The 26,628-nt window shown below is 55.8% G+C and carries 27 protein-coding genes; 11 read left to right on the top strand and 16 right to left on the bottom strand.

The window, feature by feature from the left end:
• Positions 1-105: 105 nt before the first annotated feature.
• Together ACQG22_RS00465 and ACQG22_RS00460 are read right to left on the bottom strand one after the other, a co-directional pair.
• A complete protein-coding gene (locus ACQG22_RS00465; RefSeq protein WP_161657546.1) occupies positions 106-588 on the bottom strand; it encodes a hypothetical protein in 483 nt (160 codons plus the stop codon).
• 1 nt (position 589) lies between these two features.
• On the bottom strand, positions 590-1,381 hold the full coding sequence (locus ACQG22_RS00460; protein ID WP_023621014.1) for a winged helix-turn-helix domain-containing protein: 792 nt from the start codon (positions 1,379-1,381) through the stop codon (positions 590-592).
• A gap of 710 nt (positions 1,382-2,091) precedes the next feature.
• Here ACQG22_RS00460 and ACQG22_RS00455 point away from each other — a divergent pair.
• The 6 genes from ACQG22_RS00455 to ACQG22_RS00430 are packed head-to-tail and all read left to right on the top strand — an operon-like array spanning position 2,092 to position 8,124.
• The gene (locus ACQG22_RS00455) at positions 2,092-2,694 is read left to right on the top strand and encodes a LuxR C-terminal-related transcriptional regulator (RefSeq protein ID WP_048972229.1); all 603 of its coding nucleotides are present in this window, start codon (positions 2,092-2,094) and stop codon (positions 2,692-2,694) included.
• A 52-nt stretch (positions 2,695-2,746) separates the two neighbouring features.
• Positions 2,747-3,331: a fimbrial protein gene (locus ACQG22_RS00450; RefSeq protein WP_161657547.1), complete on the top strand. Its 585-nt coding sequence runs from the start codon at positions 2,747-2,749 to the stop codon at positions 3,329-3,331.
• 53 nt (positions 3,332-3,384) lie between these two features.
• Complete coding sequence (locus ACQG22_RS00445) at positions 3,385-4,062, top strand: fimbrial biogenesis chaperone (protein WP_023621016.1); 678 nt, start codon at positions 3,385-3,387, stop codon at positions 4,060-4,062.
• A gap of 23 nt (positions 4,063-4,085) precedes the next feature.
• Positions 4,086-6,608, top strand: coding sequence for a fimbria/pilus outer membrane usher protein (locus ACQG22_RS00440; protein WP_369706849.1), 2,523 nt, complete (start codon positions 4,086-4,088; stop codon positions 6,606-6,608).
• A complete protein-coding gene (locus tag ACQG22_RS00435; protein ID WP_023621018.1) occupies positions 6,599-7,114 on the top strand; it encodes a fimbrial protein in 516 nt (171 codons plus the stop codon). The genes ACQG22_RS00440 and ACQG22_RS00435 overlap by 10 nt, the downstream gene beginning before the upstream one ends.
• Positions 7,114-8,124 (top strand): fimbrial protein, encoded by a 1,011-nt coding sequence (locus ACQG22_RS00430; RefSeq protein WP_369706850.1) that lies wholly within the window; start codon positions 7,114-7,116, stop codon positions 8,122-8,124. The genes ACQG22_RS00435 and ACQG22_RS00430 overlap by 1 nt, the downstream gene beginning before the upstream one ends.
• Before the next feature lie 3 nt (positions 8,125-8,127).
• Here the strand turns inward: ACQG22_RS00430 and ACQG22_RS00425 are convergent, their stop codons facing one another.
• Positions 8,128-8,652, bottom strand: coding sequence for a lipocalin family protein (locus tag ACQG22_RS00425; protein ID WP_029881878.1), 525 nt, complete (start codon positions 8,650-8,652; stop codon positions 8,128-8,130).
• A gap of 123 nt (positions 8,653-8,775) precedes the next feature.
• Between ACQG22_RS00425 and ACQG22_RS00420 the strand changes: the two genes are divergently transcribed.
• From ACQG22_RS00420 to ACQG22_RS00400, 5 genes are all read left to right on the top strand, one after another.
• Positions 8,776-9,501 (top strand): MerR family transcriptional regulator, encoded by a 726-nt coding sequence (locus ACQG22_RS00420; protein ID WP_020686466.1) that lies wholly within the window; start codon positions 8,776-8,778, stop codon positions 9,499-9,501.
• A 99-nt stretch (positions 9,502-9,600) separates the two neighbouring features.
• Positions 9,601-10,011 (top strand): hydroxyisourate hydrolase, encoded by a 411-nt coding sequence (gene uraH / locus ACQG22_RS00415; RefSeq protein WP_369706848.1) that lies wholly within the window; start codon positions 9,601-9,603, stop codon positions 10,009-10,011.
• 102 nt (positions 10,012-10,113) lie between these two features.
• On the top strand, positions 10,114-11,073 hold the full coding sequence (locus ACQG22_RS00410) for a YbgA family protein (RefSeq protein WP_369706847.1): 960 nt from the start codon (positions 10,114-10,116) through the stop codon (positions 11,071-11,073).
• 145 nt (positions 11,074-11,218) lie between these two features.
• Positions 11,219-12,307, top strand: coding sequence for an AAA family ATPase (locus ACQG22_RS00405; RefSeq protein WP_013094854.1), 1,089 nt, complete (start codon positions 11,219-11,221; stop codon positions 12,305-12,307).
• A 115-nt stretch (positions 12,308-12,422) separates the two neighbouring features.
• Positions 12,423-13,154 (top strand): carbonic anhydrase, encoded by a 732-nt coding sequence (locus ACQG22_RS00400; RefSeq protein WP_369706846.1) that lies wholly within the window; start codon positions 12,423-12,425, stop codon positions 13,152-13,154.
• 60 nt (positions 13,155-13,214) lie between these two features.
• Here ACQG22_RS00400 and ACQG22_RS00395 read toward each other — a convergent pair whose 3' ends face one another.
• From ACQG22_RS00395 to ACQG22_RS00335, 13 genes are all read right to left on the bottom strand, one after another.
• Entirely contained in the window at positions 13,215-14,192 is a 978-nt protein-coding gene (locus ACQG22_RS00395; protein WP_369706845.1) for a GlxA family transcriptional regulator, read from the bottom strand.
• Positions 14,193-14,217: 25 nt separating this feature from the next.
• Entirely contained in the window at positions 14,218-14,997 is a 780-nt protein-coding gene (locus ACQG22_RS00390) for an MBL fold metallo-hydrolase (RefSeq protein WP_023621567.1), read from the bottom strand.
• Positions 14,998-15,086: 89 nt separating this feature from the next.
• Positions 15,087-16,337: an HlyD family secretion protein gene (locus tag ACQG22_RS00385; RefSeq protein ID WP_013094850.1), complete on the bottom strand. Its 1,251-nt coding sequence runs from the start codon at positions 16,335-16,337 to the stop codon at positions 15,087-15,089.
• 6 nt (positions 16,338-16,343) lie between these two features.
• The gene (locus ACQG22_RS00380) at positions 16,344-17,093 is read right to left on the bottom strand and encodes a hypothetical protein (RefSeq protein WP_058678560.1); all 750 of its coding nucleotides are present in this window, start codon (positions 17,091-17,093) and stop codon (positions 16,344-16,346) included.
• A complete protein-coding gene (locus tag ACQG22_RS00375) occupies positions 17,090-19,186 on the bottom strand; it encodes a peptidase domain-containing ABC transporter (RefSeq protein ID WP_020686461.1) in 2,097 nt (698 codons plus the stop codon). The genes ACQG22_RS00380 and ACQG22_RS00375 overlap by 4 nt, the downstream gene beginning before the upstream one ends.
• 64 nt (positions 19,187-19,250) lie before the next feature.
• Positions 19,251-19,436, bottom strand: coding sequence for a hypothetical protein (locus ACQG22_RS00370; protein ID WP_013094847.1), 186 nt, complete (start codon positions 19,434-19,436; stop codon positions 19,251-19,253).
• A 22-nt stretch (positions 19,437-19,458) separates the two neighbouring features.
• Positions 19,459-19,653 carry a hypothetical protein gene (locus ACQG22_RS00365; RefSeq protein WP_013094846.1) on the bottom strand — a complete coding sequence of 65 codons (195 nt, stop codon included), beginning with the start codon at positions 19,651-19,653 and terminating at the stop codon, positions 19,459-19,461.
• Positions 19,654-19,725: 72 nt separating this feature from the next.
• Positions 19,726-20,379, bottom strand: a complete 654-nt coding sequence (locus tag ACQG22_RS00360; RefSeq protein WP_013094845.1) for a hypothetical protein — start codon at positions 20,377-20,379, stop codon at positions 19,726-19,728.
• A 6-nt stretch (positions 20,380-20,385) separates the two neighbouring features.
• Entirely contained in the window at positions 20,386-21,984 is a 1,599-nt protein-coding gene (locus ACQG22_RS00355; protein ID WP_020686459.1) for a hypothetical protein, read from the bottom strand.
• A complete protein-coding gene (locus ACQG22_RS00350) occupies positions 21,962-24,556 on the bottom strand; it encodes a CS1-pili formation C-terminal domain-containing protein (RefSeq protein ID WP_369706844.1) in 2,595 nt (864 codons plus the stop codon). Before ACQG22_RS00350 ends, ACQG22_RS00355 begins: the two co-directional genes overlap by 23 nt.
• Positions 24,557-24,562: 6 nt before the next feature.
• Complete coding sequence (locus tag ACQG22_RS00345) at positions 24,563-25,240, bottom strand: fimbria/pilus periplasmic chaperone (RefSeq protein ID WP_020686458.1); 678 nt, start codon at positions 25,238-25,240, stop codon at positions 24,563-24,565.
• A 45-nt stretch (positions 25,241-25,285) separates the two neighbouring features.
• Positions 25,286-25,909: a common pilus major fimbrillin subunit EcpA gene (locus tag ACQG22_RS00340; RefSeq protein WP_013094841.1), complete on the bottom strand. Its 624-nt coding sequence runs from the start codon at positions 25,907-25,909 to the stop codon at positions 25,286-25,288.
• Positions 25,910-26,138: 229 nt separating this feature from the next.
• The gene (locus ACQG22_RS00335; RefSeq protein ID WP_013094840.1) at positions 26,139-26,624 is read right to left on the bottom strand and encodes a hypothetical protein; all 486 of its coding nucleotides are present in this window, start codon (positions 26,622-26,624) and stop codon (positions 26,139-26,141) included.
• Positions 26,625-26,628: the final 4 nt, after the last annotated feature.

The following is a 26,628-nucleotide window of genomic DNA, read 5'->3' as shown; positions in this document are numbered from 1 at the left end:
TACATTATCGCAACATATTGTGTTGCTCTTATATTACTCTAAGATATTTCTTAGCGGTTCAATAAAGTATAAATGATGACCACAAAACAGCAACGCTTTTCCCGTTCAGCCCTCCGTTTTTGAGGGGTGGCACACATAGGTCGGTAACGTCCCCAGAATGAATAAATAATTATCATTCTGCTGTTTCTTAATTCGCATATAAATACTCTCGTTGGGGTAGATGAAAAATAACGGTTCGTACTTCTCCAGCCAGCTGTCGCTCACGTCATCATCGGGGAATTTGATATTGCGGACAGATCGCATGTAATAGACATTATCTTTGCGCTCTACCTGAAAGAATATTTTACGATTAAAGGTCTTACCCGGATCGCTCTTCACCCGACCGTTCATGCTGAGCGTGCCGTTGTTACCGTCCACCGTATAATTTAGCCACAGGGTCAGTGTATCTTCAGGATGGTGCTGAATAAAGTTCACCTGACAGGCAAAAGGGTGAATGTAATAACGCTGCCACAGATAATAGCCAGCGGCTAACGCCCCCACCAGCAGGCACAAACAGAGCGTTAACAGCGTTTGACGGTAACGAGCCATATTAATGATCCTGAATAAAGTAATCTGACATACAACGGTTTGGTTCCGTCATTGCCCGGTCGCAGCGGATCACCGAAGCACGCGGCAACAGGCTATATCCACTGATATAGATCCAGGGATAACTGCTGCATTCATCTTTAAATGGCGCAGCATAGGCCAGCGCTTTTTCCCTGTCCTGCGGCGTCTCGATATCGCGGGCAAAATAGAGCCGACACTCTCCCATCATTGTCGTGAAGCGGTAACCGTCCACAAAATAGTTGTCATGCGGCCGGCTATAGCTGATGACGCTCACGCTAATGATTAACAGCAGCGCCAGCAGTGCGCCCCCCAGCCAGAAGCGTCGTTTCGCAACCGGAGCAACGGGAGTGACAGGAGCCACGGGCTGCGGCACGCCATCCTCTTCCTGAACGGTCTGGACCGGTGCTTCTGGCTCTGCCGAGGGCAACTGCGCCTCTTTAATCGTAATTTGCGTATCGCTTGCCAGCGTCAGGCCAATACGGGGGATCGTGACGATTGGATCGGTTTCAAACCCGGCTTTTTTCAGCCCCTTACGCAGAATAGAGATATTCTGGTAATAGGTATTCGGCGACACCATCATTCCCCGACGTTGCCAGACAATGTCCATACACTCCTGTTGAGTGACAATACTCCCGGCTCTTTCAATCAATAACAGCAAACAACGTCCGGCAGGCGAGTTTAATACCACCACCTGTTCAGGATTATTGAGGTCGCGTAATGTGCTGGCCGCAGGATGAAACTCGACGATGCCATTAATGATATAATACTTATGCATAAGACTCGTTAAATACCTCCTGTAAACGCCGGTTTAAGGATTAATGTGACCGATAAACCCGCGTCTGTATATCCTGGCGCCTGGCGAAAAATCTTATTTTTATTTTTTCTTAACCGCTTATCTGAAGTTCTCTTAACCGCCTTTTTGGCCATATGAGATCTGGCAAAGCACCTGAAAATGCCTCATGCTACCTTTCCCCACGCGGACTTGACACTGACAAAACTCGACAAAACGGCGAATTGAACGCTTCGGCCATCCGTGTCTGAATTATTCAGAGACCTTTATTCACTTTTTCCGAGGAAACCAGACAAAACGCGGCCTGTCGGCAATTTCAGTCATCTCAAACTCGTCTAAAAGCCCCGTCATAATTAACAGTTTCACCCTGAAATTGTTAGCAGAAGTAAGTAACAAGGCGGAATACCTGACATCACCAGACAATTTCCTTACAAAACATTTAGTAAAGCCAACTTTTCATTAAAAAGTGTCGGTATGATTAATTACAGGCAAATATGAGGCAGCCGGTACGGCAGGGAGATAATGAAGAAATCCGTTTAGCTCAACTTAATACAAATTAAGATTAATTCAGATTACCTGTTTCGCACTATCCGTATAGTGACTCCATACCGTGCAATGCTTAATTGCTTCGAAAATACAGGCATCGTTCTGCCAGACGGGCGAGCCTCATTACAATTATAAATCGAGGGAATAACATGGCGAATAAAACCGGAAATAAACGTCATTTAACAACCGCACTGTTGGGAGGCGATCACTTTTCACGTCAGGGGATCGCCGCGGTATTAAAAAACATGGTTCCTGAAATACAGATAATAGCATCAAGCGATGATTATTCATTAATGGAAACCGTGTGTTTAACCACCCCCGTTGATGTCATTTTTTTATCCGGCACGGAAAAGTATCACGCGGGATTTGATTGCCTGAAATATATAAAAAACATCAAATCCCGCCAGCCTGACGTCCTTATTTGTATGTATTCCGCGCCAGCCAATTCCTGGCTGTGGATACGCGGCGATATAGATGCCTATATCTCGCTGCAGGAGCCACTTTATCACTGGCGAGCCAGCTTATTAAAAATGGTCGATAGCCGATATCGCCCAAAAAAGAAACCCACGGCGTTATCGCTGACGCCGGGCGAATGGCGAGTATTGAAGGATCTGCGAAAAGGTCTGGATATGCGTTATATCGCCGAAACAGAGCAGCTTTCTTACCGCCGCGTCAGCGCGTTAAAAAGCTCAGCGATAAGAAAACTTGGGCTCAGAAATAAGACAGATTTGCTGGTCTTTTTAACCAGTTAGATCTGTCGACCAAGAGCACAACCCGACATAACGACAACATGGAATCAGGACAATGAAAGCTCAATTTAAAACGAAAACACTGCTTGCCGTCGCCATTGCGGCAGTACTGCCAGCAGGGTCGGCGTTCGCTGCAACCACCAGCGGCGGTACGGTGAACTTCAGCGGCAAGGTGGTGACGTCGGCCTGCGCCATCAGTGCTGGCAGCGCCAACATTGATGTCGACATGGGCGAAGTGCGTACCGCCACGCTGGCCGCGGCAGGCAGTGAAGCCAGCACCGCGAAAGCCTTCTCCATCACCCTGGAAGATTGCGAAATCGCCGATACCTCCGCCTCAACGGAAGACAATCCGATTGCCGCCACCACCGTGGCCGTGACCTTCACCGGTACGCCGGATGCGGCCGATGCCAACAGCCTGGCCGTTGGCGCAAACGGCGGCGCTAACTCGGCGCAGCACGTTGCGATTCGCCTGTACGACGAGCAGGGCAAGGTGGTGAAGCTGGGTGAACCTGCCGCCGCCATTCCTCTGCGTGCGGGGGCCAACACCCTGAACTTCAGCGCGAAATATTACTCACCGCAGGGCAACGCCACGGCGGGTGATGCCAGCGCGGTTGCAACCTACACCGTTACCTACTCGTAATTTTCAGGCCCGGTTCTCTGGCCGGGCCTGACTCAGCTTTAAGGAGACGCACCATGCGCGCAAAAGCAGGGATCTGTCTGGCTATTTCATTATGTTCATCCGCCGCATATGCAGGCGGCGTAGGGCTGGGCGCCACGCGAATGGTTTACTCCAGCACTACCAACCAGTCCATGCTGCAGGTCAGGAACACGCATCCCGACGCCACGTTCCTGATCCAGTCATGGATGGAAAACGAAAAAGGGCAAAAAACCAACGACTTCGTTATTACGCCGCCACTGTTCGTCATGAAACCGGCCAGCGAAAGCGCGGTGAAAATCATGTTTAACGGTAAAGCCCTGCCAGAGGATCGCGAAACGCTCTACTGGATGACGGTGAAAGCCATTCCACAGCAGACCAAAAGCGGTTCCGGCAATTCGCTGCAGTTTGCTTCGGCAAACCGCATCAAGGTGTTTTATCGCCCGGAGAGCCTTGGGCAAGGCGCAGGGGACGCCTGGAAAAGCCTGACCGGAGCCTATCGCGGCGGAAAGGTCACGCTCAGCAACCCAACGCCGTACTACCTCACCACCATCAACCTGAAAATCGATGGCATGCCGGTACAGCCGGTGATGGTGCCGCCGAAATCCAGCGTAACGCTGGGCGAAACCTTCAGCCACGCCAGCAGCGTGAGCTACCAGACCATTAACGATTACGGCGCATGGACGCCCGCGACACGCGCGGCATTGTCCCAATAATCCCGACTGTGAGGCGTGACCACGTGAAAAGAAAAATCCTGTGTGCCACGGTGATCTCCCTGGTAATTCGGCAGGCCATGGCGGCTGAAAGCGCGTTGCAATTTAACCCTGCGTTCCTCAACGGTGAGAGCGCCAACAGCGCCGATCTCGCCTGGGTCAACGCCGGGAGCGCATTACCGCCAGGCGATCACAACCTCAACGTGTATATCAATAACAACTATGCGTTCACCGGCAATGTCACGTTCCGCACCGCTGAAAATACAGGGGAAGCCCTGCCATGCCTCACGCCTGAACAGATCGCGGCGCTGGGCATCGACAGCCAGCAGGCGAAAGGCGGCGCACTGCCGCTCGCGCAGCGCTGCATTTTTCTGACGGAGGCGTTTGCCGATACCCGGTTTGATTTTGACCAGCAGACGCTCTCCCTCAGCTTCACCGTACCGCAGAGCGCGATGCGCAATTTGCCGCGCGGGTATGTCAGCCCGGAAAGCTGGGAAGCGGGCATTCCTGCCGCGTGGCTGAACTATGTGGTAAACGGCTCGAACAATGACTATCAGGGCGAGACGCGCACGCGCGACCAGCAGCTGTTTGCGAGCCTGAACAGCGGCATCAATCTCGGCGCGTGGCGGCTGCGTGATTTCACCACGTGGACCAAAGATACTAACGAACTCACCCACGTGCAGACCTGGCTGCAGCGGGATATTCCCACCCTGAACGCGCAGGTTTACGCCGGGGAAACGTATACCTCCGCCCAGGTGTTCGACGCCGTGGGCCTGCGCGGCATTGCCCTGAAAACCGATGACAATATGCTGCCTGCCAGCCTGAGCGGCTATGCGCCGGAAGTGCGCGGCATCGCCCGCAGCAACGCCACGGTGACGGTTCGCCAGAACGGTAACATCATTTATCAAACCTCAGTGCCGCCGGGGGCGTTTGTGCTGAAAGATCTCTACCCGACCTCTTCCGGGGGCGATCTCGCGGTCACGATCCAGGAGAACGACGGCAGCCAGACGCAGTACACGCTTCCGTATGCCAGCGTGCCAAACCTGGTGCGTAACGGACAGCTGAAATATGCCCTGGGGGCAGGGAAATATCGTCCGATGGGCCATCAGGATACGCCCTCTTTCGCGCAGGGCGAGCTGTTCTACGGCTGGCGTTATGGCCTGACATTTTACGGTGGGGCGCAGTTTGCCGATCGCTATAACGGTCTGGCCTTCGGGATTGGGCAGAACCTGGGGCGCTTTGGCGCGTATTCCATCGACCTGACCCACGCCCGCAGCCAGCTGGCGGACGACCAGCACTACACCGGCGATTCCGTGCGCCTGCGTTACAGCAAGCTGCTGAATGATATCGGCACGCGGGTTAATTTTTTCTCGCTGCGCTACTCAACGAAAGGGTTTTATACCCTGAGCGATACCACGTACAAGGGCATGGCGGGCGGATCCCCAAAGCAGATTGTGGAAGACGATGGCACCGTTACCACCCACTACGACACGGTATATAACCTGCGCATGTCGCGTAAGGCCAAAAACCAGCTGCTGCTGTCACAGCCGATGGGGCAATACGGTTCGCTGTCGCTGTCGTGGGATCAGCAAACCTACTGGAACACGTCGAAAACCACGCAAAGTTTGCAGTTCGCGTGGAATGCCACGTTTCGTAACGTGTCGCTTGGCGTCAGCGTTCAGCGCAGCTCTAGCCTGTATGACGACAAAAAAGATAACGTGCTGGCGATGTCACTTTCGGTGCCGCTGGGCAACCCGGCGCTGTCGACCCGCGCCCGCTTTACCACCACCCATGCGGATTCAACCGGCACTACGGCCAGTACCGGCGTGAGCGGTTATCTGCCGGGCCAGGAGAACCTGTTTTACAGCGTCAACCAGCGCTATAGCGCGCAGCAGCACTACGGCGGCGACGCCACGCTGCAATACGAAGGCGCAAAAGGAGACTACAACCTGGGCTACAGCTACACCCGCTCATCCCGCAACCTCAGCTACGGGATGAGCGGCGGGGCGGTGCTGCATGAAGATGGTCTGACGCTGAGCCAGCCGCTCGGCAACACCAACATTCTGGTGAAAGCCCCGGGCGCCAGTGACGTTGCCGTGCTTAACCACAAGGGTATCAAAACCGACAGCCGGGGCTACGCGGTGATCCCCTACGCCACGCCGTACCGCGTGAACCAGGTCGCGCTGGATGTCACAACCGCAGGTAATGACGTGGAGCTGGAGAATGCCATCGTCAACAAAACGCCGACCGACGGTGCGCTGGTTCGCGCCACCCTTGTCACACGCCAGGGGAAAAAAGCGATGTTTGTCGTGCGCCGCGGCAACGACGTGCTGCCCTTCGGCACGCTGGTCTCACTGAACGATGACAAAACCAGCGGCATCGTCGGCGACGGCGGCAGCCTGTATCTGTCGGGGTTAACCGAGCGGGGCACGTTGAGTGCCGTATGGGGGCGCAACAGCGACCAGCGCTGCACCATCAACTACGCGTTGAACAAGCAGAGCTATAACGCCCGTACCGGGCTCTATTCACAGGAGGTGGTATGTCAGTAACGCTTCGGACGTTCAGCATCGCTTTGCTGATCTTCACGTTCCCGGTTCGCGGCTATGACGTGCTGGTTTCCGTCACCGGGAATTTGATCGGCAACACCTGCGTTGTTGCGGCGGACTCTAAAGAGCAGGACGTTCCGCTGGGCACCATCGGGATTAAACAATTCCCCCGTGCAGGCGCGGTCAGCAATATCAAAACGCCCTTCACGATCAGGCTTGAAGCGTGCGGGCCAACCTTTGCCGGGGTCAAAATCCGCTTCAGCGGCACGCCGGATAACGACAACCCGCAGCTGGTGAAAATTGCCGACGGCGGCGCCACCGGCGTGGCGGTGCAGATCCTCGATAAAGACGGCGGGCTGATCCCCCTCGACACGCAAACCACCGCCCGGGGCACGCCGGGCGATGACAGCGTAGAGATGACCTTCTACGCTCGGCTGGCCGCCACGGGCGCGCCGGTGAATGCCGGAGACGTCTCCGCTTTTGCCACCTGGACCACGGAGTATCAATGATGCGTTTATTCTTGTTTATTAGCGGATTACTGCTCTGCGCCAGCGCACAGGCGATGGAATGGAAATCAGATATCACCCTCTCCCCGCAGCCGATGACCTACAGCGGCCCGGCAGATTCGGTGGTGCCGGGGAGCATTATCGGCTCCACCTGGAGCGCCTCCGTCAGCGTACAGGAAGTGTTCTGGTGCGGCTGGGTCTTTACCTGCTCCAAAGGCACGCTGGAGCCGAGCAGCAGCGCGATCTCCAGCGGCACAACGGTCACCGTCGACGGGGTGAACTACACCATTTTTGAAACCGGCGTGCCGGGGGTGGGGTATATCATCGGGCTAAAAGATTTTAACGGCTCGGCCTGGATACCCCTGCAAAGCGGTATTACCCAAAGCTATCCTGCAGAGGGCACCAGCGGTTATGCAACCAGTTTAGGCTGGTCTGCCAAGGTAACCTTTATTAAGACCGCGACAGCACTGAAGTCAGGGGTTTACCAGATCCCCACCCTCGAAGCTGCGGTGGTGACCGCCTATAACAACGAGGTCAAAACGGCAAAGGTCATCATTAACCCCACCACCATCACCGTGACGGCGAGCGGCTGTACGGTGGGCACCAAAAGCGCGAACGTCGATCTGGGTACGATCGATATCCGCACGTTGGCCACCGTGGGCAGTACATCGCCTTCGGGTGCGTTTAACGTCAGCCTGACCTGTGACGCGAACGTCGCGGTGAGCGCGGTGATGACCGATCAGACCACGCCGTCAAACACCTCGTCGGTGGTGACGCTGACCGGCGACTCCACCGCGTCCGGCGTAGGGGTGCAGTTTTTCTATAACGGCACCGGCCCGCTGATGATGGGGCCGGACAGCTCGGCGGCGGGCACAACTAATCAGTTCTTTATCCAGAGCACCACTGCGGCACAAACCCTGTCGCTGCCGTTCCAGGCGCAATACATCCGAACCGGCGAACTGGTCCCCGGCTCGGCGAACGCGCTGGCAAGCATTACGTTCTCGTACCAGTAGGGGTTAATGTTTTACCCACACCAGCTGATCGACCCGGAAGCCCAGACTGCGCGCGGTGTTCAGGTAATCCTGCTTCACCGCGTCCGGCACGGTTGGCGTGCGCGACAAAATCCACAGGTAGTCGCGGTTCGGGCCGCTGACCAGCGCGTACTGGTACTTATCGTCCAGCTTGATGACGTTATAGCCGCCGTAGAACGGGCCGAAGAACGAAACCTTCAGCGCGGCGGTGGTTGGCGCGCCGGTAAAGTACGCTTTGCCTTCACTCTCGTTCCATTTGTTCTTCACCGGGTCGTAACCCCGGTTAAGCACGCTGATTCCGCCATCGCTCCGTTGGCCGTAGGTGGCCGTCACCTGCTCCAGCCCGCGTTCAAAGCGGTTCTCCAGGCGGGCGACTTCATACCACTTGCCGAGATAGCGGCTGGCATCAAAACCGGAAATAGGCTGCACGCCTTTCGGCGGCGTGGGGGATTTACAGGCTACAAGGGTCAGCGCAATGGCAACCCCGGTGACAACAGGCCATAGCTTCATGAGAATTCCTTTCATTTGCACGGTTGGATGTTAAGTGTAGTGCACCCTTTCGGCGCTTCATCCCGTTCTGAAAAATTCGTAGTATATTGAGAGTATTCCTCCACTCTGGACATGGACATGGACATGGCTTACTCCATCGGCGAATTCGCCAGACTTAGCGGCATCACCGCCACCACGCTGCGGGCGTGGCAGCGTCGTTATGGTTTACTCAAGCCACAGCGCACGGAGGGCGGCCACCGCCAGTACAGCGATGAAGACGTTCAGCAGGCGCTGAAAATCCTCGACTGGGTGAAAAAAGGCGTGCCCATTGGCCAGGTAAAACCCCTGCTTGAGCGCCCTGTACCCCGCCGGACCAACAACTGGCAAACGCTACAGCAGAACATGCTGGAACGCCTGCAGGGGGGCAAAATCGAGTCCCTGCGCCAGATGATTTACGACGCGGGCCGCGAATACCCCAGACCTGAGCTGGTGACCAACGTGCTGCGTCCGCTGCGCAGCCAGGTGTCCGCCAACGTCGCCGCCGCCATGACCCTGCGCGCGATCCTTGACGGCATCCTCATCGCCTACACCTCGTTTTGCCTCGAAGGCGATAAAAAAGCGCCGGGCGATAACATTCTGCTCAGCGGCTGGTATCTGAACGACCCGTGTGAAATCTGGCTCGAAGCCTTGTCGCGGACCGGTCAGGGTCACCGCATCGACGTGTTACCCACGCCCCCTGCCACGCTGGCACCGGAGATATTTCCCGATCGCAAATGGCTGCTGGTCACCAGCGGTAAACTGACCGCCGCGCGGAAAAAACAGGTGGCGCAGTGGCAGCAGCAGCTTTCCCTTGAGGTCATTATCCTCTAATGATTTTCTCCTGCGGGAATCTTCACGAAAAGTTGAATATTTTTCCGCGCCGCAGATGCTAACGTTTTCCTGTGACTGACAACTTCACAGGAAAACAACATGAAAAAAACTGCCCCTCTGCTGATCCTGGCCTCCATGGCTTTTGCCCCTGCCGCCTTCAGTGCCCCTGCCGGCACGCTGAGCGTACACGTTCTCGACCAGCAAACCGGCATGCCGCCTTCGGATGTCACCGTTACCCTGGAAAAGCAGCAGCAGGACAAATGGATCCCGGTTGCCAGCGGCAAAACCGACCATGACGGACGTATCAAATCGCTCTATCCCCAGGAACAGGACATGCAGGCTGGCGTGTATAAAGTGACCTTCAAAACCGCAGACTATTTCCACGCTAAAAAGCTGGAGACATTCTTCCCGGAAGTGCCGGTGCTGTTTACCGTCACCCGGACCAACGAGAAACTGCACATTCCGCTTCTGCTGAGCCAGTACGGTTATTCAACCTACAAGGGCAGTTAAAACCTGTTGATTTTAAACGGCAATAAAAAATACCTCCGCCAATACTTGGACAAATAAGCAAGATTGTGTAAGTTTTAAGTATTGGCTCTGGAGGAACATACCATGACAACGAAACCTGTGCTGGGTATTAGCGGCTGCTTGACCGGGTCCGCCGTTCGCTTTGACGGCGGGCATAAGCGTATGGGTTTCGTCATGGATGAGCTGGCCCAGTGGGTGAATTTCCGACCCGTTTGCCCCGAAATGGCCATCGGCTTGCCCACGCCACGCCCTGCGCTGCGTTTGATCATGACGACCGGCGGCGACACGCAGATGCGTTTTAGCCATCCGCCGCATGATGACGTCACGCAGAAAATGGCCGACTTTACGGCTAGTTATCTGCCAAAGATCGGCGATCTCGCCGGGTTTATCGTCTGTGCAAAATCCCCCAGCTGTGGCATGGAACGCGTGCGCATGTACGATGAAAACGGCAACCGGGGCCGCAAGGAGGGCGTCGGGCTGTTCACCGCCGCGCTCCTTGAAACCTGGCCGTGGCTGCCCGTAGAAGAGGATGGCCGTCTGCACGACCCGGTGCTGCGGGAAAACTTCGTCGAGCGCGTTTTTGCGCTACACGAACTGAACACGCTGCGTAAAAACGGCCTGACGCGCCGCGCGCTGCTGGATTTTCACAGCCGCTACAAACTGCAGCTGCTGGCACACCATCAGGCGGGTTACCGTGAGATTGGTCCGTTTGTCGCCTCGCTGCATGAATGGGACGATCTGGACGCGTTCTTCGAGGCGTACCGCGAAAAACTGATGACCATCCTGAAAAAGCCCGCCTCGCGGAAAAATCACACCAACGTGCTGATGCATATTCAGGGCTATTTCCGTAATCAGCTTAACAGCCGCCAGCGGGGTGAGCTTCGTGACGTGATCCTGCATTACCGCGAAGGGCTTCTGCCCATTCTTGCGCCGATCACGCTGCTAAAACATTACCTTGCCGAATACCCGGATCAGTATCTGATGACGCAAAACTACTTTGATCCCTATCCTGATGATTTGGGTCTGCGTCTGGCCGTTAAATAATCAATAAGGCGAAGGCCCCCATTGACCCTCAGGGGCCCGAAGCAGTAGCCCGTTTAGACGACATCCTCACTGTCGTCTCTTTTTTGCATTTCGCCTGAAAGGCTGTAAATATATACAGGTTATAACGCAAAAAAGGGATCAGCCTGTGATTAACACCCTGCACATTCAAAACTACCGCTCAATTCGCGATATGTCGCTGGAGCTGGAACAGCTCAACATTGTCTTCGGCCCGAATGGCACCGGAAAATCAAATATTTACAAGGCGATACACCTGATGCACAGCGCCGCGCAGGGGCAGTTTTCTCAGGCTCTGGCGAATGAAGGCGGGATTTTGAAAGTGTTCTGGGCGGGTAAAACCCGCAGCGACCAGCTGCGACGGATGAACCTGGCGGTAGAAACCGAAACCTACGAATACGAGCTGCAGGTAGGCTTTGTTGAGAAGCTGCCCTATCCCTCGCAGTTTCAGCTCGATCCGGTGATCAAGGAAGAGTCGCTCTGGCTGAGCGGGCAGCACCGCCGCCCGTCGGCACAGCTGATGAAGCGCAGAAATCAGGCGGTTTTCCTGAATAACGTCCATCACGAGAAAGTGACCCACAGCGGCACGCTGTACGAGAACGAATCGGTATTCGGCCAGCTCGGCGAACCGCACCTTTACCCGGAAGTGTCGCAGATGCGCGAGTCCCTGCGTAACTGGCGCTTTTATCATGAGTTTTCCGTTGCAAGCGGCTCCATGATGCGTGCCCCGCAGGTGGGTTTCCGCTCTCCGGTGCTGGCGAGCGACGGCGCCAACCTCGCGGCGGCGTTTCAGACCATTGTCGAGATTGGCGATGAACTGCTGCTGATGCGCATTCTTGATCAGGCTTTCCCCGGCTGCGTGTTTTACAGCGACAACACCGGCGGACGTTTTCGCATGATGATGCAGCGCGAGGGCTTAAGCCGCCCGCTGGAACCGGCGGAGTTCTCTGACGGCACACTGCGCTTTTTATGCCTGGCGGTGGCACTGTTAAGCCCGCGCCCACCGGCGTTTATCGCCCTCAACGAACCGGAAAACAGCCTGCATCCGCAGATGCTGCCCGCGCTGGCAAGCCTGATTGCCGAGGCCAGCCGCTACTCGCAGATCTGGCTCACCAGCCACTCGCCGGAGCTGGCGACGTTGATTGAGAAGCACCGATCGTTTTCGCTGTATCAGCTGTCAATGACGGAGGGAGAGACGAAGATGGAGAAGCTGGGGTAAGAAGGGGCTTTCATTTTCTTTAACGCAAATAACCACAATATAAGACGGGTCTTTTGGAAAAGAGTACAATACCATCAGTATTTTAACGCGCATTTCTTATTCTGAGAGACACAACATGAAACACATTCTGACCGCATCCTTATTCGCCTTATCTGCCTCTGTCTTTGCGGGGTCTGCCCCACACTGGACGTATGAAGGCAAGAGTGGTCCGGAAAACTGGGGCGAGCTCAGCGACGAGTTTGCCACCTGCAAGACCGGGAAATTCCAGTCGCCCATCGATATCCGTAACGCCTATAACGCCACGCTGCCGCCACTGGAGATGAATTTCCATACCGCCGCCGAAAAGCTGGTGAACAACGGCCATACCCTGCAGGTGACCGCCAGCGACGAAGATGAATTCCGTCTGGACGGTCAGACCTTTACCCTGCGCCAGTACCATTTCCATACCCCGAGCGAAAACCGGATCAACGGCAAATCCTTCCCGCTGGAAGCGCACTTTGTTCATGCCAGCAAAGAGGGCGACGTCGCAGTGCTTGCCGTTATGTTTGAGGTCGGCCCGGAAAACAGCGCACTCAACCCGCTGCTGGCGCGCCTTCCAAAGGAAAAGGACCACGAAATCTCGATTGATAAACACCTCGATCTTCGTCCGCTGTTCCCGGCTGACCTGCACTACTATCGCTTCAGCGGCTCGCTGACCACCCCACCGTGCACCGAAGGGCTGCGCTGGCTGGTGATGAAAAACACCGTCACCCTGTCAGAAAAGCAGCTGGAGATGTTTAAGCAAGCGCTTGAGCACAGCAATAACCGTCCGCTTCAGCCTCTGAACGGCCGCGTGATTGTTCAGTAAGGTGTTGTGAGTTAAAAGCATCCGCAGGCCGGGTCTCCCGGCCTAAAAGACGGTGTTACTTCATGTCGCATCATGCCTGGCTGCAGACGGCTGAATACGAAACGTCTTGCGCCACTCCGTCGGGCTGACGCCAAAACGCGCCTTAAACTGTTGTCGCCAGGTCACCGCAGAGTTAAACCCCACCAGCTCGGCCACGCGTTCAACCGGCATATTGCTGGCTTCCAGTAAGATCTGGCTGCGCCGCAGGCGCTCGGCGGTGAGCCAGTCGGCCACGGTCATGCCGGTGGCGTTGACAAAATGGCGGGTCAGCGTGCGGCGGCTCATCGAGACCACCTTCGCCAGCGAGTCGAGATTATGCGGCTCGGTAATGTGTTGCTGCAGGTAGTCGATCAGGCAGTTAATCCGCGCGTCGCGGGTGTCCTTCGGCACCGGCTGGGCAATAAACTGCGCCTGACCGCCTTCGCGGTGCGGCGGCACAATCATCCGACGGGCGATCTGGTTGGCAACCACGCTGCCAAAGCGCTGACGGATGATATACAGGCAGCAGTCCAGCGCGGCGGCGGTCCCGGCGGAGGTAATAATATTGTCGTCATCCACATAGAGGGCGTTGATATCAAGCTGGACGCGCGGAAAAAGCGACTGGAAGTGATGTTCAAACTCCCAGTGGGTGGCCGCGCGCTTGCCGTCGAGAATGCCCGCATACGCCAGCACAAACGACCCCAGACACAGCCCGACGATTTCCGCGCCGTTGTCTCTTGCCTGCACCAGGCTGTCGAGCAGCGCCTGAGGCGGGCGATCGAGCACGTGCTGCCAGTAGGGCACCACCACAATATCCGCCTGCGCGATGGCTGAAAAATCCTGCGTCGCGTTAAGGGCAAAGCCCTCTTTTGAGGTGAGAACGCCGGGTTTTTCGGCGCAGATCGTCACGTTAAAGCGCTTTTCGCCGGAAACCGCGTCGCCAAACAGAATACAGGGAACGGAGTAGTGGAACGGGCTAAACCCGTCCACCGCGACAATCGCGACGTTGATAAGTGGCATCTGTCTCTCCTTCCCTTTTTGGTGCTCAGAATATAACGGTTTCGCCGTCCTGGGGAATGCTCACCGCATCACCGATCTGGTTCGCTTCCACGTATTCCCGCAGCGCGCGGCGGCTCAGCAGGCAGTGGTTAATGGCTTCCATATGGACCGCCACAATTTTTGCCTGCGGCAGCAGGAAGTGAACGTTGAGCAGATCCTGTTCCCCCATAATGATGGGCCCGAAACCGATCACATGCGCGTATCCGGCATTAAGCACCACCACATCCGGCTGGTGTTTTTGCAGATCGGCCGCCACCGCATCACGCCAGACGGTATCGCCCGCGATGTAGAGCGTTTTCTCGTCGGGGTGGCGCAGAACCACACCGCAGGCTTCGCCCAGACGCTCTGCCAGCTCCGGCACCGCGTACGCGCGATCGGTACCGTGCTGGCCGCCGTGGGTTTTCGCGATGCGGATATCACCAAAGGTGGACTCGTCGGTCATGACCGTGAGGTTATGAAAACCCTGGCTTCGCAGCAGCGCGGCATCACGATCGTTTTGCACATAGATCGGTTTGTCTTTGGCGATCAGTTCCACCGCCGCGCGATCCCAGTGATCGTCATGGGTGTGGGTGACGATCACCGCATCAGCGTCCAGCAGCGTGCTGACATCAACGGGCAGTTCAACCATTGGGTTACGGATCTCGGCCCGCGCCGTGCCGGGGAAACCGGGATAAGCGTCTTTTGCGGCCAGCATCGGGTCGATCAAAAAGCGTTTACCGGCATACGTGATCAGTTGGGTGGCATTGCGAATATGAGTGATGTTCATGGGCTATTCTCCTGTGCGTGTGATAAGGAGAATAGCCCGCGACCCGGCGTTAGCCTGTGGGCTAATGGGCGATGAACGATGAAATCGGGTCAATCGATAAACCGTTTACGCACCCGCTCCAGCGGCGCAATCAGCAGATTGATAAGCGGTTTGCGATCGATAACGATATCGGCGTTAACCGTCATCCCGCCCATCAGCAGACGCTTTTTGTTGTCCGGATCGGTAAACCAGGAAGGCACCCGCACCTTGGCAAGATAGTAGTTCTGCCCCTCCTGGAGCGGGATAAGCGCCGAATGCGCATCAATATTCACCTCGTAAAAATCAGACAGGGTGGCCTCCACCGAGCCATATTTATCCACCGGCCAGGAGTCAAAGCGCAGCTTCACCTTATCCCCTTTCGCCACCCGGCCCACGCCCGTAGCTGGCACATAGAGGTACCCCTCCATCGACGCGGCGGTGTTTTTACGGATCACCACCACCACCTCGCTGTTTTGCGTAATGGCCCGGCCCGGCGGGAAGTTGATCGCTACCACGTAGCCATCGGCAGGGGCCAGCATGGCCATCGTAGAGCTGCCTCGGCTGGAAAGGTTGCGGTCAATTTCGCTGATCCGGTTTTTCACGTACAGCAGCTCCTGGCTCAGGGAGTCGATTTGCGACTGAGTGCTGTCGGTCAGGCTGGTTTTGCGCGCCTCCAGATCGAGGATACTGCTCTCCTCCAGCGTCAGGTTAAGCTGCGCGTTGAGCACGTCGTTGTGGCTTTTATCCAGATCGACCTTCGACACATAGCCTTTCCCGGATATCGCTTTCCACGCCTCATAGGTATCGGTGCTGTTTTTGAGCAACGCACGCAGCTTTTTCACTTTGTCGCGGGATACCACAATCTGCCGGTCAGCAATATCCAGCTGCTGCGCCAGGTTTTTCCGGTACGTAGCGATAGAATCTTCAATGGTCTGCACGCGCTGCTCGCTGCGCTTTTTCTCCGCCTCCATCTGCTGGCGATCGAACTGCACCACCGAGCCCTGCTTGCCGCCGTAGTCCTGCGACACGGTAAAAAGCGGGTCATTCTCTTTCACGTACTGGCCTGGACGTACGGCAAAATCCACGATGGTGCCGGACTCTCTGGCACGCACTTCCACATCCCCCTGGGCCGGGATCAGCACCCCGCGCGCCAGCGTGGTTTCCGAAAAGTTAAATACGATCGAAAAGACCAGCAGACAGAGAAAAAAGGAGATAAACAGCGTTAACACGCCTTTCAGCCGCGGGGCGTTGATCTCGTAGCTCTTTGAAAAATGGTGCGGGATCAGCGCCCGACGTTGTCGGTTTCGGTTTCTTAATTTCACGACATGTCATCCATGATAAATCACTGAAAGATCGTCCCATGCACTCCAGAGCGTGGGGGTTTTACGCAACGCGTTCAGCGTGGCGGTGGCGGCCTGACGGTACTCCGCAGGGGCATAGGTCTGGCTCTCCAGCGCAAATTCCGCCGAGTGCAGCGAACAGCCGGGCAGCAGCGTACGAATCACGTATCCGTAGCGCGTTAAAAAGCGCGTCGACACGTCCGTTAACCACGCTTTCTGGTCGCCCGCCTGGGTCATGAACAGCGGCGCATCCGGGAGGCGCTCATCCACCAGCAGCACGGTCACCAGCCGGTGCGGGGCGAAAAACGCCCCTGCCCGCCGCTCCTCGTGTGCCGCCATCAGCTTGTGCAGCGCGGGAAGGCGGGTAACAAACTGAAAGCGCACGTCGTCTGGCGCGGTGGCGAGCAGCGCATCCGCGATCAGGCCAAATCCGGCCCAGCGCATGCCCAGCAGCAGGGTGCGGGGCTGATAATAGAAATCCTGCTCGCGGGTAAATGCCGCCACCCGGGCGTGGAGATCGAAACGCACGTTGCGCCGCCACAGCGCGGGCGGGAAGATCTGCTCGACAAAATGAAAGCCGCTCATCTCCAGGGCGTTCTGGCGCAGAAAATCGGGCGGGACGTCAGTCTCCGGGCAGCGCATAAACTGGCTGTAGTTTTGCGTGATCCGGCTTGCGAGCAGCGTGCGTCCGGCCTGCCGGGCGCAAAGTCGGGCGTAGAGACGGGGCAGAAACATCATTGCTCACTCTCCCGCAGCGTGCCGTTTTCCATGGTGTAGAGCCGTCCGTGACAGCCCACCACCTCCGGCGAGTGGGTGACAAATACCAGGCCAATCCCCAGACCACGCAGGTTCGCCAGCACCTTCTGCGCCGTGGTTTTATCGAGGTTTGCCGTCACTTCATCGCACAGCAGCAGCTTCGGCTGGCTGTACAGGGCGCGCGCCAGCACCAGACGCTGCATCTCGCCGGCGGAGAAAAAGGTATTTCCCGGCAGCAGCTCCGTTTCGTATCCGTGCGGCAGACGCGCGACCACGTGGTCAATCTCCGCCAGGCGGCAGGCAGCAATCACCCGCTCCTTGTCCGGCGCGCTATCAAAGCAGGAAAGGTTATCCAGAATGGAGCCGGTAAAGAGAATATCGTCCGCATGCACAATGCGAATATGCTGGCGCAAAGAGGAGAGATCGCACTCGGTGATCGGGATCGCATTGATCCGCAAACTGCCCGATGTGGAGAGCAACATCCCGGAGATCAGACGCAGCAGCGTGGTTTTCCCGGAGCCGCTCTGGCCGACAATCACCGCCTCTTCGCCCTGCTTCAGCGTCATGTTGATGTGCTGCAGGGTCGCCTCACGTCCCGGATAAGCAAAAGAGACATCCTCAAAGGCCAGACTGACGGGTGAGGTCACAATCTTACGGCCAAACTGGCTGGCTTCAGAGGGGGCAAACAGCAGGTCGCCCACGCGATCCAGCGGCCCTTTCAGCGCATTTTTGTCCAGCAGCTTTTGCGCCACCTGTACCATCGCGTCGGAGAAATAGCGTTTGTAGCTGATGTAGGCATAGAGCATCCCGATACTCATCTGCCCTTCCAGAATAAGCCACGCGCCGAAGCAGACCACCAGCAGCTGCTCGGCGTTGATCACCAGCAGCGAGGCAACATCAAAGCGGGCCAGCAGGCGCTCTTTGCGCATCAGCCCGGCTATGTGCTCACGCTGGGATTTGTCCATCACCGCGTCCCGGGCCTGCTCCATGTTGTTGGCCTTCAGGGTGATGATCCCCTTCTGCGTCTCCACCAGCAGCGATTCATACTTTGCGGTGCGCTCGATGGAGTCGTCCACCGCGCGCTGGTAAGGGCCGATCAGCGAAAAGCGGATCAGGAAGAACACCCCCATCAGCAGCATCGTCAGCACGGCGATTTTCACGTTATACAGCAGCATAAACAGCAGGCTGGTGAAGGCGATCAGGCTGGAAAAGAGGATCTGCACATAGCCATTGCTGATGAACTCCGCACAGGCATGCAGCGATTTTTCAATCGCCAGCACAATGCCCGGCGGACGGCTGCGGAACCAGCCGGTCTGGGTACGCAGCATATAGCGGCGAACCGACTGGCTGAGGTCGTCATAGGCGATGTTACGCATCAGGATCTCAAGCAGTTGCTTGAGGAACTTACCTATGACTTCAAAAATAAAGACGATAGCGAAAATGGCGGTGAGTAAGATCACCAGATCGTTGTCGTTGCGCGAGATGGCCTCATCCATGATCAGCTGCACGTAAGTGGGGCTGGCCAGCATGGTGATGAGGGTAAAAATCGAGAGCACAAACAGCAGCACCTGCCGCTGAAACAAGCTCGGGGATTTATTGGCCAGCCGCCCCAGCGTGAGCGTCTCGTCAGGGGATTTTTTGTCGAAGCGCGGCGTCGGCTTCAGCTCTAGCACGTAGCCGGAAAAGAGTTTTTGCGCCTCCTTGAGGCTGTAGCGACGCACGCCGCTGGCCGGGTCGTGGACCGTTACGCTGCGCCCGTCAACCTTCACGATCACCACGAAATGATTGCCGCGCCAGAAGGCGATGAGCGGCAGTTCGGCACTTTCAATTTCAGTGATTTCGCCCTTGAGCACCCGGCCCGTCATATTTTTATCGCTGGCGAGGGTCATGAGTTCCGCCATCGAAGTGCCCGCGTCGGCAGAGACGGTAAGCTCCCTGCGCAGCTGGCTGACGGAGACGTGGTGTTCATAGTGCCCCAGCACCATCGCCAGGCAGGCCAGCCCACATTCGGTATATTCATGCTGGCGAATAACGGGTGTCTTACCCTTTTTTTTATACTGAAAAAGCGAAAACATAATTATCCGTGGCTGAAATAAAAAAATGGCCCGGCAAAGCGGGCCATAAGCATAGGTCGATAACTTATGCGCTGAAGAAGCCGCCGATGAAGCCGCCCACCAGGCCAAACACACCACCGATGGTGCCGCCCAGCGCGCCTAACATCTGGCTGCCTGCGTTATAGCCTGCGCTCGCGCCCTGAAGGGCAGCAGCAAACGGATCCCAGCCACCGATGATGGCCTGTGCTTTTTTGAAATCGATAACTTGCATGATTGTCTTCCTGTTCGTTGAATTAGTTGTAGCTGCCAACCAGCGCACCCAGGAAGCCCATTGCGCCACCCAGAATTCCGCCAACCACGCCGCCTACCATGCCCATGATGCTTGCACCGGTGTCATAACCCAGCTGTGCACCTTTAACGAGGCCAGCGAATGGGTTTAATGCACCACCGATAATATCTTTCGCTTCTACGAATGAAATCGCTTTCATTTTATTCTCCTGTAGTTGTAAATCTTCAGCTTGCGCCAAAGGATAATTTCCTTTTATGAAGGAAAGCGGTTGTTACGGGCAGCGCGTAAGCGGGATGATTTTATTTCCATAAATAATCATCCGCCTTGCGGGCTGCGCGTAATTATCTATTTCCAGCCGTTGACCCGGTGGAAGATATTTTGAGTCATTATATTGTGAGCTACATCCCTGAGAAGAGACATATTTAAACCAGGTATTCCCGGTATTACTCACCACCCCGTTACTAAACGTATAATCAAAATGCCTTGTCCATGGTCGGACAATTAAAATAGCCTCAAGCGAAACCACCACATCCGACTGAATGCGTTGGCCTTTGCTCATCACAACCCGCGCCTGAAGCGGCGTCTCGGTGAATTTAACGCGATAATAGCGTTCTTTGCTGTCGTGCGGGCCGGTATAATAAAACTTAAATCCGGCCCGCTCGCCGCTCTCCAGAGTTAACTGTTTTGGCGAGAACATCACCTCGCCATCTTTTATTTCAGTCTCTTTCCCGTGTTCTTTTGGGACATCAACCTGAATAAGCGAAACAGTATAATTCTGTCGTACGCTGGTATCGTTTTTTATTGGCTGAAAAACAACTTCTTTTTCAGGTAGAAAATCAATATTTAGATTTTCAATAATTAAAGCATTTGCGCTTGCGGAAATGAAGCAATTTATTGCGAAAATAGCCAGGAATTTTCCAGTCATACACGTTTAATTCCAGGATGCACTGACATCAATTCGACCCTGAGCCGTCACTTCACCAAACCACGTATTACCGTCATAGGTGGTTTTCGATACCGGGTTATTCATCACAAACTGCAATACCAGCGGGGTTTTCCACAGCCACATGTCCGTCACGCCTGAGCTTATCTTGTCCCACTCTTCCGCATGGGTGGCGGGTGCGGGAATGGACAGCGCCTCGCCTTTGCAGTTATGCGCCTTCAGCGTTTGGCTTTTGCCCAGCAGCACGTTACCGGGGACAGGCACCGTGAAGCCGTTACCGCTAAAGGCACAGTAGTCCACGCCGTTCAGACTCTGCGTCGGCCCGGTGACCTTCACCGTGACCGCAATCGCGGCATCTTTTTGCGCGCCGCTGTAGGTAATGGTGTAGGGGATCTCTATCGGCCCCTCGCCAATCGTGCCTTTCCCGGAACCGCCCAAGCCGTTAGGGTCGAGCGTGTAATCCGGGTTATCCGGCACGATCGCAAGGCCTGGCTGGATAGGGTCAATCACCAGCCCGCCCCCCGGCTGGAAGCAGAAATCCGCCGCCAGCGAGCTGTTACCCGGCGTCAGGCACAGGCTGACGATATTGCCGATGTTGTTGCCATCCCCCGCCTGCGCCACGCTCAAAATCAGCGCCTTCGGGAGGAAGATTTTCAGGTACGCCTTGCCGCCGTTTTTTTGCGGCGCCGCGAGGAAGGTATTCGCCAGCACGCGCGTGTCGCTCAGGATGCCGCCGGAGATGCTGTACCAGTTGCTCTCATCGAAGGTGATTTCCGCCGCCAGCCCCGTCCCCCCGTTCATGTGCGATTGCAGCACGCCGTTCACGCGGGACGAGGTCAGCGCCAGCCCCGGGTTGTAGCCGGTGATATCTTCCCCGACAAAGGTGTATTCCAGCAGTTCGCAAAGCACACCCGACACCGTATTGCGGGTGTATTTAGTACACGTCGCCCCGGTTGAACCATCCACAATGGTCACCTCGCCGCTGATCGGGTCAATGCCCAGATCCAGCGCCCGCGAGTTGGTCATGGTCAATGTGCCGACTTTATGCAGCGTGTTGGTGGTGGTGACCTTGCCGATAGAGGAGATCTGCGGCGTGGAGGTAATCGTCACCTCGTTGCCAGGTGCAGCATTGAGCAGATAATCAAAGAACGGATCCCCCAGCACCCAGCGGCCATAAGCGGTGCCCGGCTCAATGACCGGCGGTTTCACCACCATGGACGTGTCGGAATAGCTGGTCGTCGCGGTATAGCCCGTGGTACCACAGCTTGACGAACACGCGGTGCCCTTAAAGAACGGCGAGGCGCTGGAGCCTGTGACGCTGAAGTTGATGGTCAGCGGGCTGCCTGCCGGGCCGTTAAAACTGTTGTCCGGAATATAGGTGGCAATCCCGTTGTTGGTTTTCGCACTCAGGGTGGGCCACTCCCGCGAGCCGTGTAAAAACGCGGTGGAGGTGCTGTTCAGACTGAACAGCGCCGCCGTGTTGCCCGTCCCGTTGTTGTCCGGGTTGTTGATCGCGAAATAGGGCATCTGCTGCGCCTGCGCCGCCGCGCTTATCAGCAGCAGATTAAGAGCGAATATTTTTTTCATCGTCACGTTCCCGTGTTCCTTTTGCTTCCTGCCAGACGAAATCGCCTTTATCGCAGGAGATGTCCCCAAGCCACAGCGCGCCACGGTTGGACGCAATATCCAGACGCACCTCGCAGACGCTGTCGTCCGGCGTGGCAATGCTGAGCACCGGATTGTTCTTGTCCACGTCAATCACGAAGCGACCGTCGTTTTCGGTGCGGGTCAGACCCACGTGGTTTTTGATTTGCGTGGCGCTCACCGGATTACCGTTGGCATCAACAAGGCGGCCAAACAGGGTGACGATTTTTTTCACCTGCGGCTTCATCACCACCGTGTTCCCCGGGTAAACCGTGATATGACGACGGGCATTTGCGCCAATGTCATAGCTTTCGGTGCCGGTTTCACTGTTCATGACCTCCAGGTCATAAGCCTGATAGGCCGGTAACGACAGCCAGGTTTTATCGCCCTTGATGCGCTCCGTGCGGCCGTTGAGCTTCAGCGTGAGCGACTCGTCGGACTTAAGCCCGGTACTGACGATCACCCCTGCGCTGTGGGTGCCTTTACCGGCCGCAACCGCCTCTTTCGACCAGCCCACGCTGCCGTCGCTGGTCAGCGTGGAGTTCCAGCCTTTGCTGGTGCCGCTCTGCACGCTCAGAATGTTGCTGTTCCACGGCGTGTCAAAGCTCACGCTGCCCCCGCCGCTCACGGTGCGATCCTGGTTGCTGCTGAAGGCTCGTGAAACGTTGGCGGTAACCGACTTCAGGTAATCCCCTTCGAACTGGCGGCTGGCGCTGACGTTAAGCGCCGTGCCGGTATCGCGGTTATGGGAAACGCCCACCGAGACGGTGTTACCCAGCGGGATCGAGAAATCGAGCATCACGTAGCGGTCTTTCTCTTCGTAATAGCCTTCGTATTTATTGCGCGACATCCCCACCCGCAGGCGCGCCGTACCGTAACGACCGGCATAAAGCCCCTGGGAGTAGTCAACCTGATAGCGTTTATAGCGGTATACGTCGTCTTCCTGTCGCATCAGGCTCAGGTTGCCGGCGGACGGCAGGCCAAACGACGGCAGGCTGAACGATGCCCCCCACGTGTTGCCTTTGTTTTCATAGATATCAAGGAACTTGCCGCTGGAGAGCTGCTCATGCGAGTACCAGACCGAACCGATATTCCACGGCAGACTGACGTTAGCCCCGTAGTTGGCGCGGTACGTTCCGTCAGAGGCGGCCATCGTCTGGGTATTCACCGAGAAGTACCCGGTCAGGTTCAGGGAGGCCCACAGTTCACTGACCACGTGTTCGCGCATCATATAGCCGGAGGCGTTCCAGTCGACCATCCCGCTGCGCTTGCTGAAGGAGGCGCCGACCAGCGACATGGTGTCTTTATGTTTGGTGTCGTAATCGTAGTAGTAGCTGTTGTCCTGCTCGTTTTTCCGTTTGGCGTACTTCTTATAATTGACGACGGATTTGTCGCGGCTATAAATCCCGCCCCACGTCTGCCAGCGCAGCGATTCCGACACGTTGTTAGTGAAAGGTTTGTTCACCGTGTACATGCTCCGTGACACGGTGCGGCTGCCGCTGACCACCTCGACTTCCACGCTGTAAATCCCGTAGGGCAGCGCGCTGGTGTCGATTTCGTGGTTACCCACGTCAAAGCGCTGAATACCAATAAGCTGGCCGTCACGACGAATGCGGGCTTCTCCGGCGGTCGGGAAATAGACCACGATCGGTGTCAGGGAGAGGGTATTGTCCCGCTTACGCGAGTTGGCCTGGTTCCCCACGGAGACGCCGTACACCTCTCCGCCGGAGATCCCGCTGACGCTGGCAAGAGACTGCATCGCCCAGCCGTTCAACATCCCGGCGGCGTAGCGCATGCCCTGATAGTCACGTTCCCACATCACCGCGTTCATCTGGGTGTCGCTGCTGTTCTCGTTAACGTAGCCCGAGCCATCGACCAGCAGGTGATCGACCCCCATCGAGACCCAGCTTTTGGCGTTGAGATAGCCGGATGACCAGCTGTCGCCGTAGCCGCTCTCGGTGTGATACGCCCCCAGGTTATAGGAGAGCGTGCCGCTCAGATCGTCTGATTCAGGGGCATCGATATCCACTTCACGCGGACGAATATTGACCCCGTAGTCACGTTGGGAGAGGTTCAGCAGCAGGCGCATTTTTTTCTGATCCAACTCGAACGCCGACCCGGCGCTCACCGGAATACGCATATGGTCGTCAAACTGCTTGCCGTTGATGCTTTGCAGCAGCGTCCGCATCTCTTTTGACAGGCGAATACCGTTGTCTGACTCCTGGACCTGGACATCGCGCAGCCCGAGCTGCCGGTCTTCTGCGTAGATCGTTACGTCGCCAATACGGACATACTCGCTCACGTCACCGGTGCTGCTCGCCTGTTGCGCTGCACCCGGGCGGGTATTGACCAGATAAACGGGGATTTTGATCCCCTGCTCCAGCAGGGCATAGAGCGAGTCGGGAAAACGGTAATTAGCGATAACCACGGAGCTGGAGGCCGCATGCGCATACGCGGGCAAGAGGCCGGATGTGCACGCCATCATCACCGGCAACACTAATTTATTTTTCACCATGCATCCTTACTTAACAGGAATGAACTGTTTCAGGTCCCAAATTCCGAGATGAAAATGGCTGTCCGTTACGTTGATATCGTCGATCGCGCGGGAAGTGCCCGGCATCAGGTAAAAGTTTTTGACGCACGGCGTGGTCGGCGATTCCGGGTTGGGTTTCAGGCAAGTTCCGCTCGCGTTCACGCGAAACGCGGTATTGCCCTTATTGGTGATCTTCCCGGCCACGTAGACGAAATCGACGTTCTTCTTCCGGGGCTGGACCACCAGAATGGTGCTCACCACGGCGCGGGTCATCCCTTTGCCATTCTTTTGCGTGCCGTTGTCGAGATCTTCGCTGACCCCTTCATCAATGAAGGTAATGCGGTAATAGCGCTCCCGATCGTCGGCCTTACCGTGATAGTAAAATTTGACGATATTGCTGGTTCCGGCGGGCATGACCATGCGCGTGGGCGTCAGCAGCAGCTCGTCGGTTTGCTCTGGATTAATCACCACGCCTTCATCCATCGGGCTGCTGATACGCTGGGCGCTGATGGAAATAATGCGCACGCTGTCCGCTTCGTTTTTTAATTCCTTGGCGGTGGAATCCGCATCGGCAGGAATAATGGTGGTGACTTTGCCAACATTAATCGCCAGCGCGGAGGAGGAAATAAATAATAAAGAGAAGAAGATGGGTTTGAGGCTAAACATGATATTTCCCTAAACAGGGGCTTACGCCCCTGTAACTGTCAGCTCTTAGCCCCAGGTTGCGCGGAACGCAACGGAGACAGTACCTTCCCACAGGCTGTTGGTCAGGTCTTTGAACTCTTTCGCCGCACCGGTGCTGTCCTGTGCAGAATCGACGTAGAACACAAACTTGTCCTGGCCGGTCACTTCGGTGTTTGCCGTCGCGCCTGCGCTGGTGGTCAGGTTCCACAGGCCAGAAGAGACGCCGGTGTTGTTTGAAGAGTCAACCAGGGTAGTCCATGCCGTTGACTTCGTACCCACTGTGCCACCGATGGAGCCCAGATCGGTCCCGCCAAAGCGCGCGCCCACTTTCAGTTTGGTTGCTTCGCCGCCAACGCTGAACAGGGTGTTGTCAGAGTCATCAACGATAGCTTCCAGTTTGAAGCTGGTTGCAGAAGAGTGATCGCCACGAATAGCCACATCAAACAGACCGGTGTCGGTGTTAAAGGCTTTCGTGTTTGCGCTATAAACGAAGTTCAGTGCGCGTGTTGGGGTGACAACCAGATCGGAATCGCTGTCTTTCGTTGCAGAAGCTTGCCAGGTTGCAGAAGCGGTAGTTTCCGCTGCATGAGCAACGCTCAGGGCAGAAAGAGACAGCAGTGAGCCCAGAACGATAGCGTTCAGTTTATTCATTTATTTAGTCCTTCAAAAAAGAATCCAGATGTTTAAAAAAGGGGAGCCCCTTTTTCGGGGCGAAGTATAGTCACCCGAAAAATAACGAGGCAATACAGAAAATTTCATTCCCTTTAAAGCAAAAGATGAAAAATATCCGCCTGCTTTTGCATCTTGTTGTTACATAATGAATAAAATTGAGACTTTTTGATGAATAGATAAACATCTATTCTGGTCATTCTGCAGAATATCAGGATGTGGGTACAGCCACGCACATCATTATTGGTAATACCAGCCCTTTAATTAGCCAGGCATGACCTTTAACCCGGGTAACATAAAAGAAGTCGATACTGTCCATTAGCAGCTCATTGACAATTCCATCCGGGGCAATGTCATCATCAGATTTCTGCAGTTTTTTTCCTTTAATATAGTAAATATCACTGCCAGCAACTTTCTCAACGTTAAGGACATAGTTTCGGTCAATCAAATAACGTTTGTCGCCGCGGGTGAATACCCCTTTATGGATCACCGTGACAATATCGCTGCCATTAAAAAGAAACAGCGTGGTTAACGACAGGGCGGTCGACTCTCCCGTGGAATAGTTTTTCCTGGAAACCGTATCAGACTGACAGCCAAATCCCACTTCCTGAGTTCTTTTCGGGTAAAGCACGGCAATGACGATAACGGAAAGCAGCAGTACCACGCCCAATAATATACCCATCTGTCTCTTCGACATGATC

The sequence above is a fragment of the Enterobacter cloacae complex sp. 309I3 genome, from assembly GCF_050031595.1.
Lineage (GTDB): Bacteria > Pseudomonadota > Gammaproteobacteria > Enterobacterales > Enterobacteriaceae > Enterobacter > Enterobacter cloacae.
This window is presented reverse-complemented; position numbering and strand designations above follow the sequence as displayed.

What these genes read in the sequence shown, in the direction of transcription:
- ACQG22_RS00465 (WP_161657546.1), bottom strand. Translation starts at nt 588, where the DNA reads ATGGCTCGTTACCGTCAAACGCTGTTAACGCTCTGTTTGTGCCTGCTG.
- ACQG22_RS00460 (WP_023621014.1), bottom strand. Translation starts at nt 1,381, where the DNA reads ATGCATAAGTATTATATCATTAATGGCATCGTCGAGTTTCATCCTGCG.
- ACQG22_RS00455 (WP_048972229.1), top strand. Translation starts at nt 2,092, where the DNA reads ATGGCGAATAAAACCGGAAATAAACGTCATTTAACAACCGCACTGTTG.
- ACQG22_RS00450 (WP_161657547.1), top strand. Translation starts at nt 2,747, where the DNA reads ATGAAAGCTCAATTTAAAACGAAAACACTGCTTGCCGTCGCCATTGCG.
- ACQG22_RS00445 (WP_023621016.1), top strand. Translation starts at nt 3,385, where the DNA reads ATGCGCGCAAAAGCAGGGATCTGTCTGGCTATTTCATTATGTTCATCC.
- ACQG22_RS00435 (WP_023621018.1), top strand. Translation starts at nt 6,599, where the DNA reads ATGTCAGTAACGCTTCGGACGTTCAGCATCGCTTTGCTGATCTTCACG.
- ACQG22_RS00430 (WP_369706850.1), top strand. Translation starts at nt 7,114, where the DNA reads ATGCGTTTATTCTTGTTTATTAGCGGATTACTGCTCTGCGCCAGCGCA.
- ACQG22_RS00425 (WP_029881878.1), bottom strand. Translation starts at nt 8,652, where the DNA reads ATGAAGCTATGGCCTGTTGTCACCGGGGTTGCCATTGCGCTGACCCTT.
- ACQG22_RS00420 (WP_020686466.1), top strand. Translation starts at nt 8,776, where the DNA reads ATGGCTTACTCCATCGGCGAATTCGCCAGACTTAGCGGCATCACCGCC.
- uraH (WP_369706848.1), top strand. Translation starts at nt 9,601, where the DNA reads ATGAAAAAAACTGCCCCTCTGCTGATCCTGGCCTCCATGGCTTTTGCC.
- ACQG22_RS00410 (WP_369706847.1), top strand. Translation starts at nt 10,114, where the DNA reads ATGACAACGAAACCTGTGCTGGGTATTAGCGGCTGCTTGACCGGGTCC.
- ACQG22_RS00400 (WP_369706846.1), top strand. Translation starts at nt 12,423, where the DNA reads ATGAAACACATTCTGACCGCATCCTTATTCGCCTTATCTGCCTCTGTC.
- ACQG22_RS00395 (WP_369706845.1), bottom strand. Translation starts at nt 14,192, where the DNA reads ATGCCACTTATCAACGTCGCGATTGTCGCGGTGGACGGGTTTAGCCCG.
- ACQG22_RS00390 (WP_023621567.1), bottom strand. Translation starts at nt 14,997, where the DNA reads ATGAACATCACTCATATTCGCAATGCCACCCAACTGATCACGTATGCC.
- ACQG22_RS00380 (WP_058678560.1), bottom strand. Translation starts at nt 17,093, where the DNA reads ATGATGTTTCTGCCCCGTCTCTACGCCCGACTTTGCGCCCGGCAGGCC.
- ACQG22_RS00375 (WP_020686461.1), bottom strand. Translation starts at nt 19,186, where the DNA reads ATGTTTTCGCTTTTTCAGTATAAAAAAAAGGGTAAGACACCCGTTATT.
- ACQG22_RS00370 (WP_013094847.1), bottom strand. Translation starts at nt 19,436, where the DNA reads ATGCAAGTTATCGATTTCAAAAAAGCACAGGCCATCATCGGTGGCTGG.
- ACQG22_RS00365 (WP_013094846.1), bottom strand. Translation starts at nt 19,653, where the DNA reads ATGAAAGCGATTTCATTCGTAGAAGCGAAAGATATTATCGGTGGTGCA.
- ACQG22_RS00360 (WP_013094845.1), bottom strand. Translation starts at nt 20,379, where the DNA reads ATGACTGGAAAATTCCTGGCTATTTTCGCAATAAATTGCTTCATTTCC.
- ACQG22_RS00355 (WP_020686459.1), bottom strand. Translation starts at nt 21,984, where the DNA reads ATGAAAAAAATATTCGCTCTTAATCTGCTGCTGATAAGCGCGGCGGCG.
- ACQG22_RS00350 (WP_369706844.1), bottom strand. Translation starts at nt 24,556, where the DNA reads ATGGTGAAAAATAAATTAGTGTTGCCGGTGATGATGGCGTGCACATCC.
- ACQG22_RS00345 (WP_020686458.1), bottom strand. Translation starts at nt 25,240, where the DNA reads ATGTTTAGCCTCAAACCCATCTTCTTCTCTTTATTATTTATTTCCTCC.
- ACQG22_RS00340 (WP_013094841.1), bottom strand. Translation starts at nt 25,909, where the DNA reads ATGAATAAACTGAACGCTATCGTTCTGGGCTCACTGCTGTCTCTTTCT.
- ACQG22_RS00335 (WP_013094840.1), bottom strand. Translation starts at nt 26,624, where the DNA reads ATGTCGAAGAGACAGATGGGTATATTATTGGGCGTGGTACTGCTGCTT.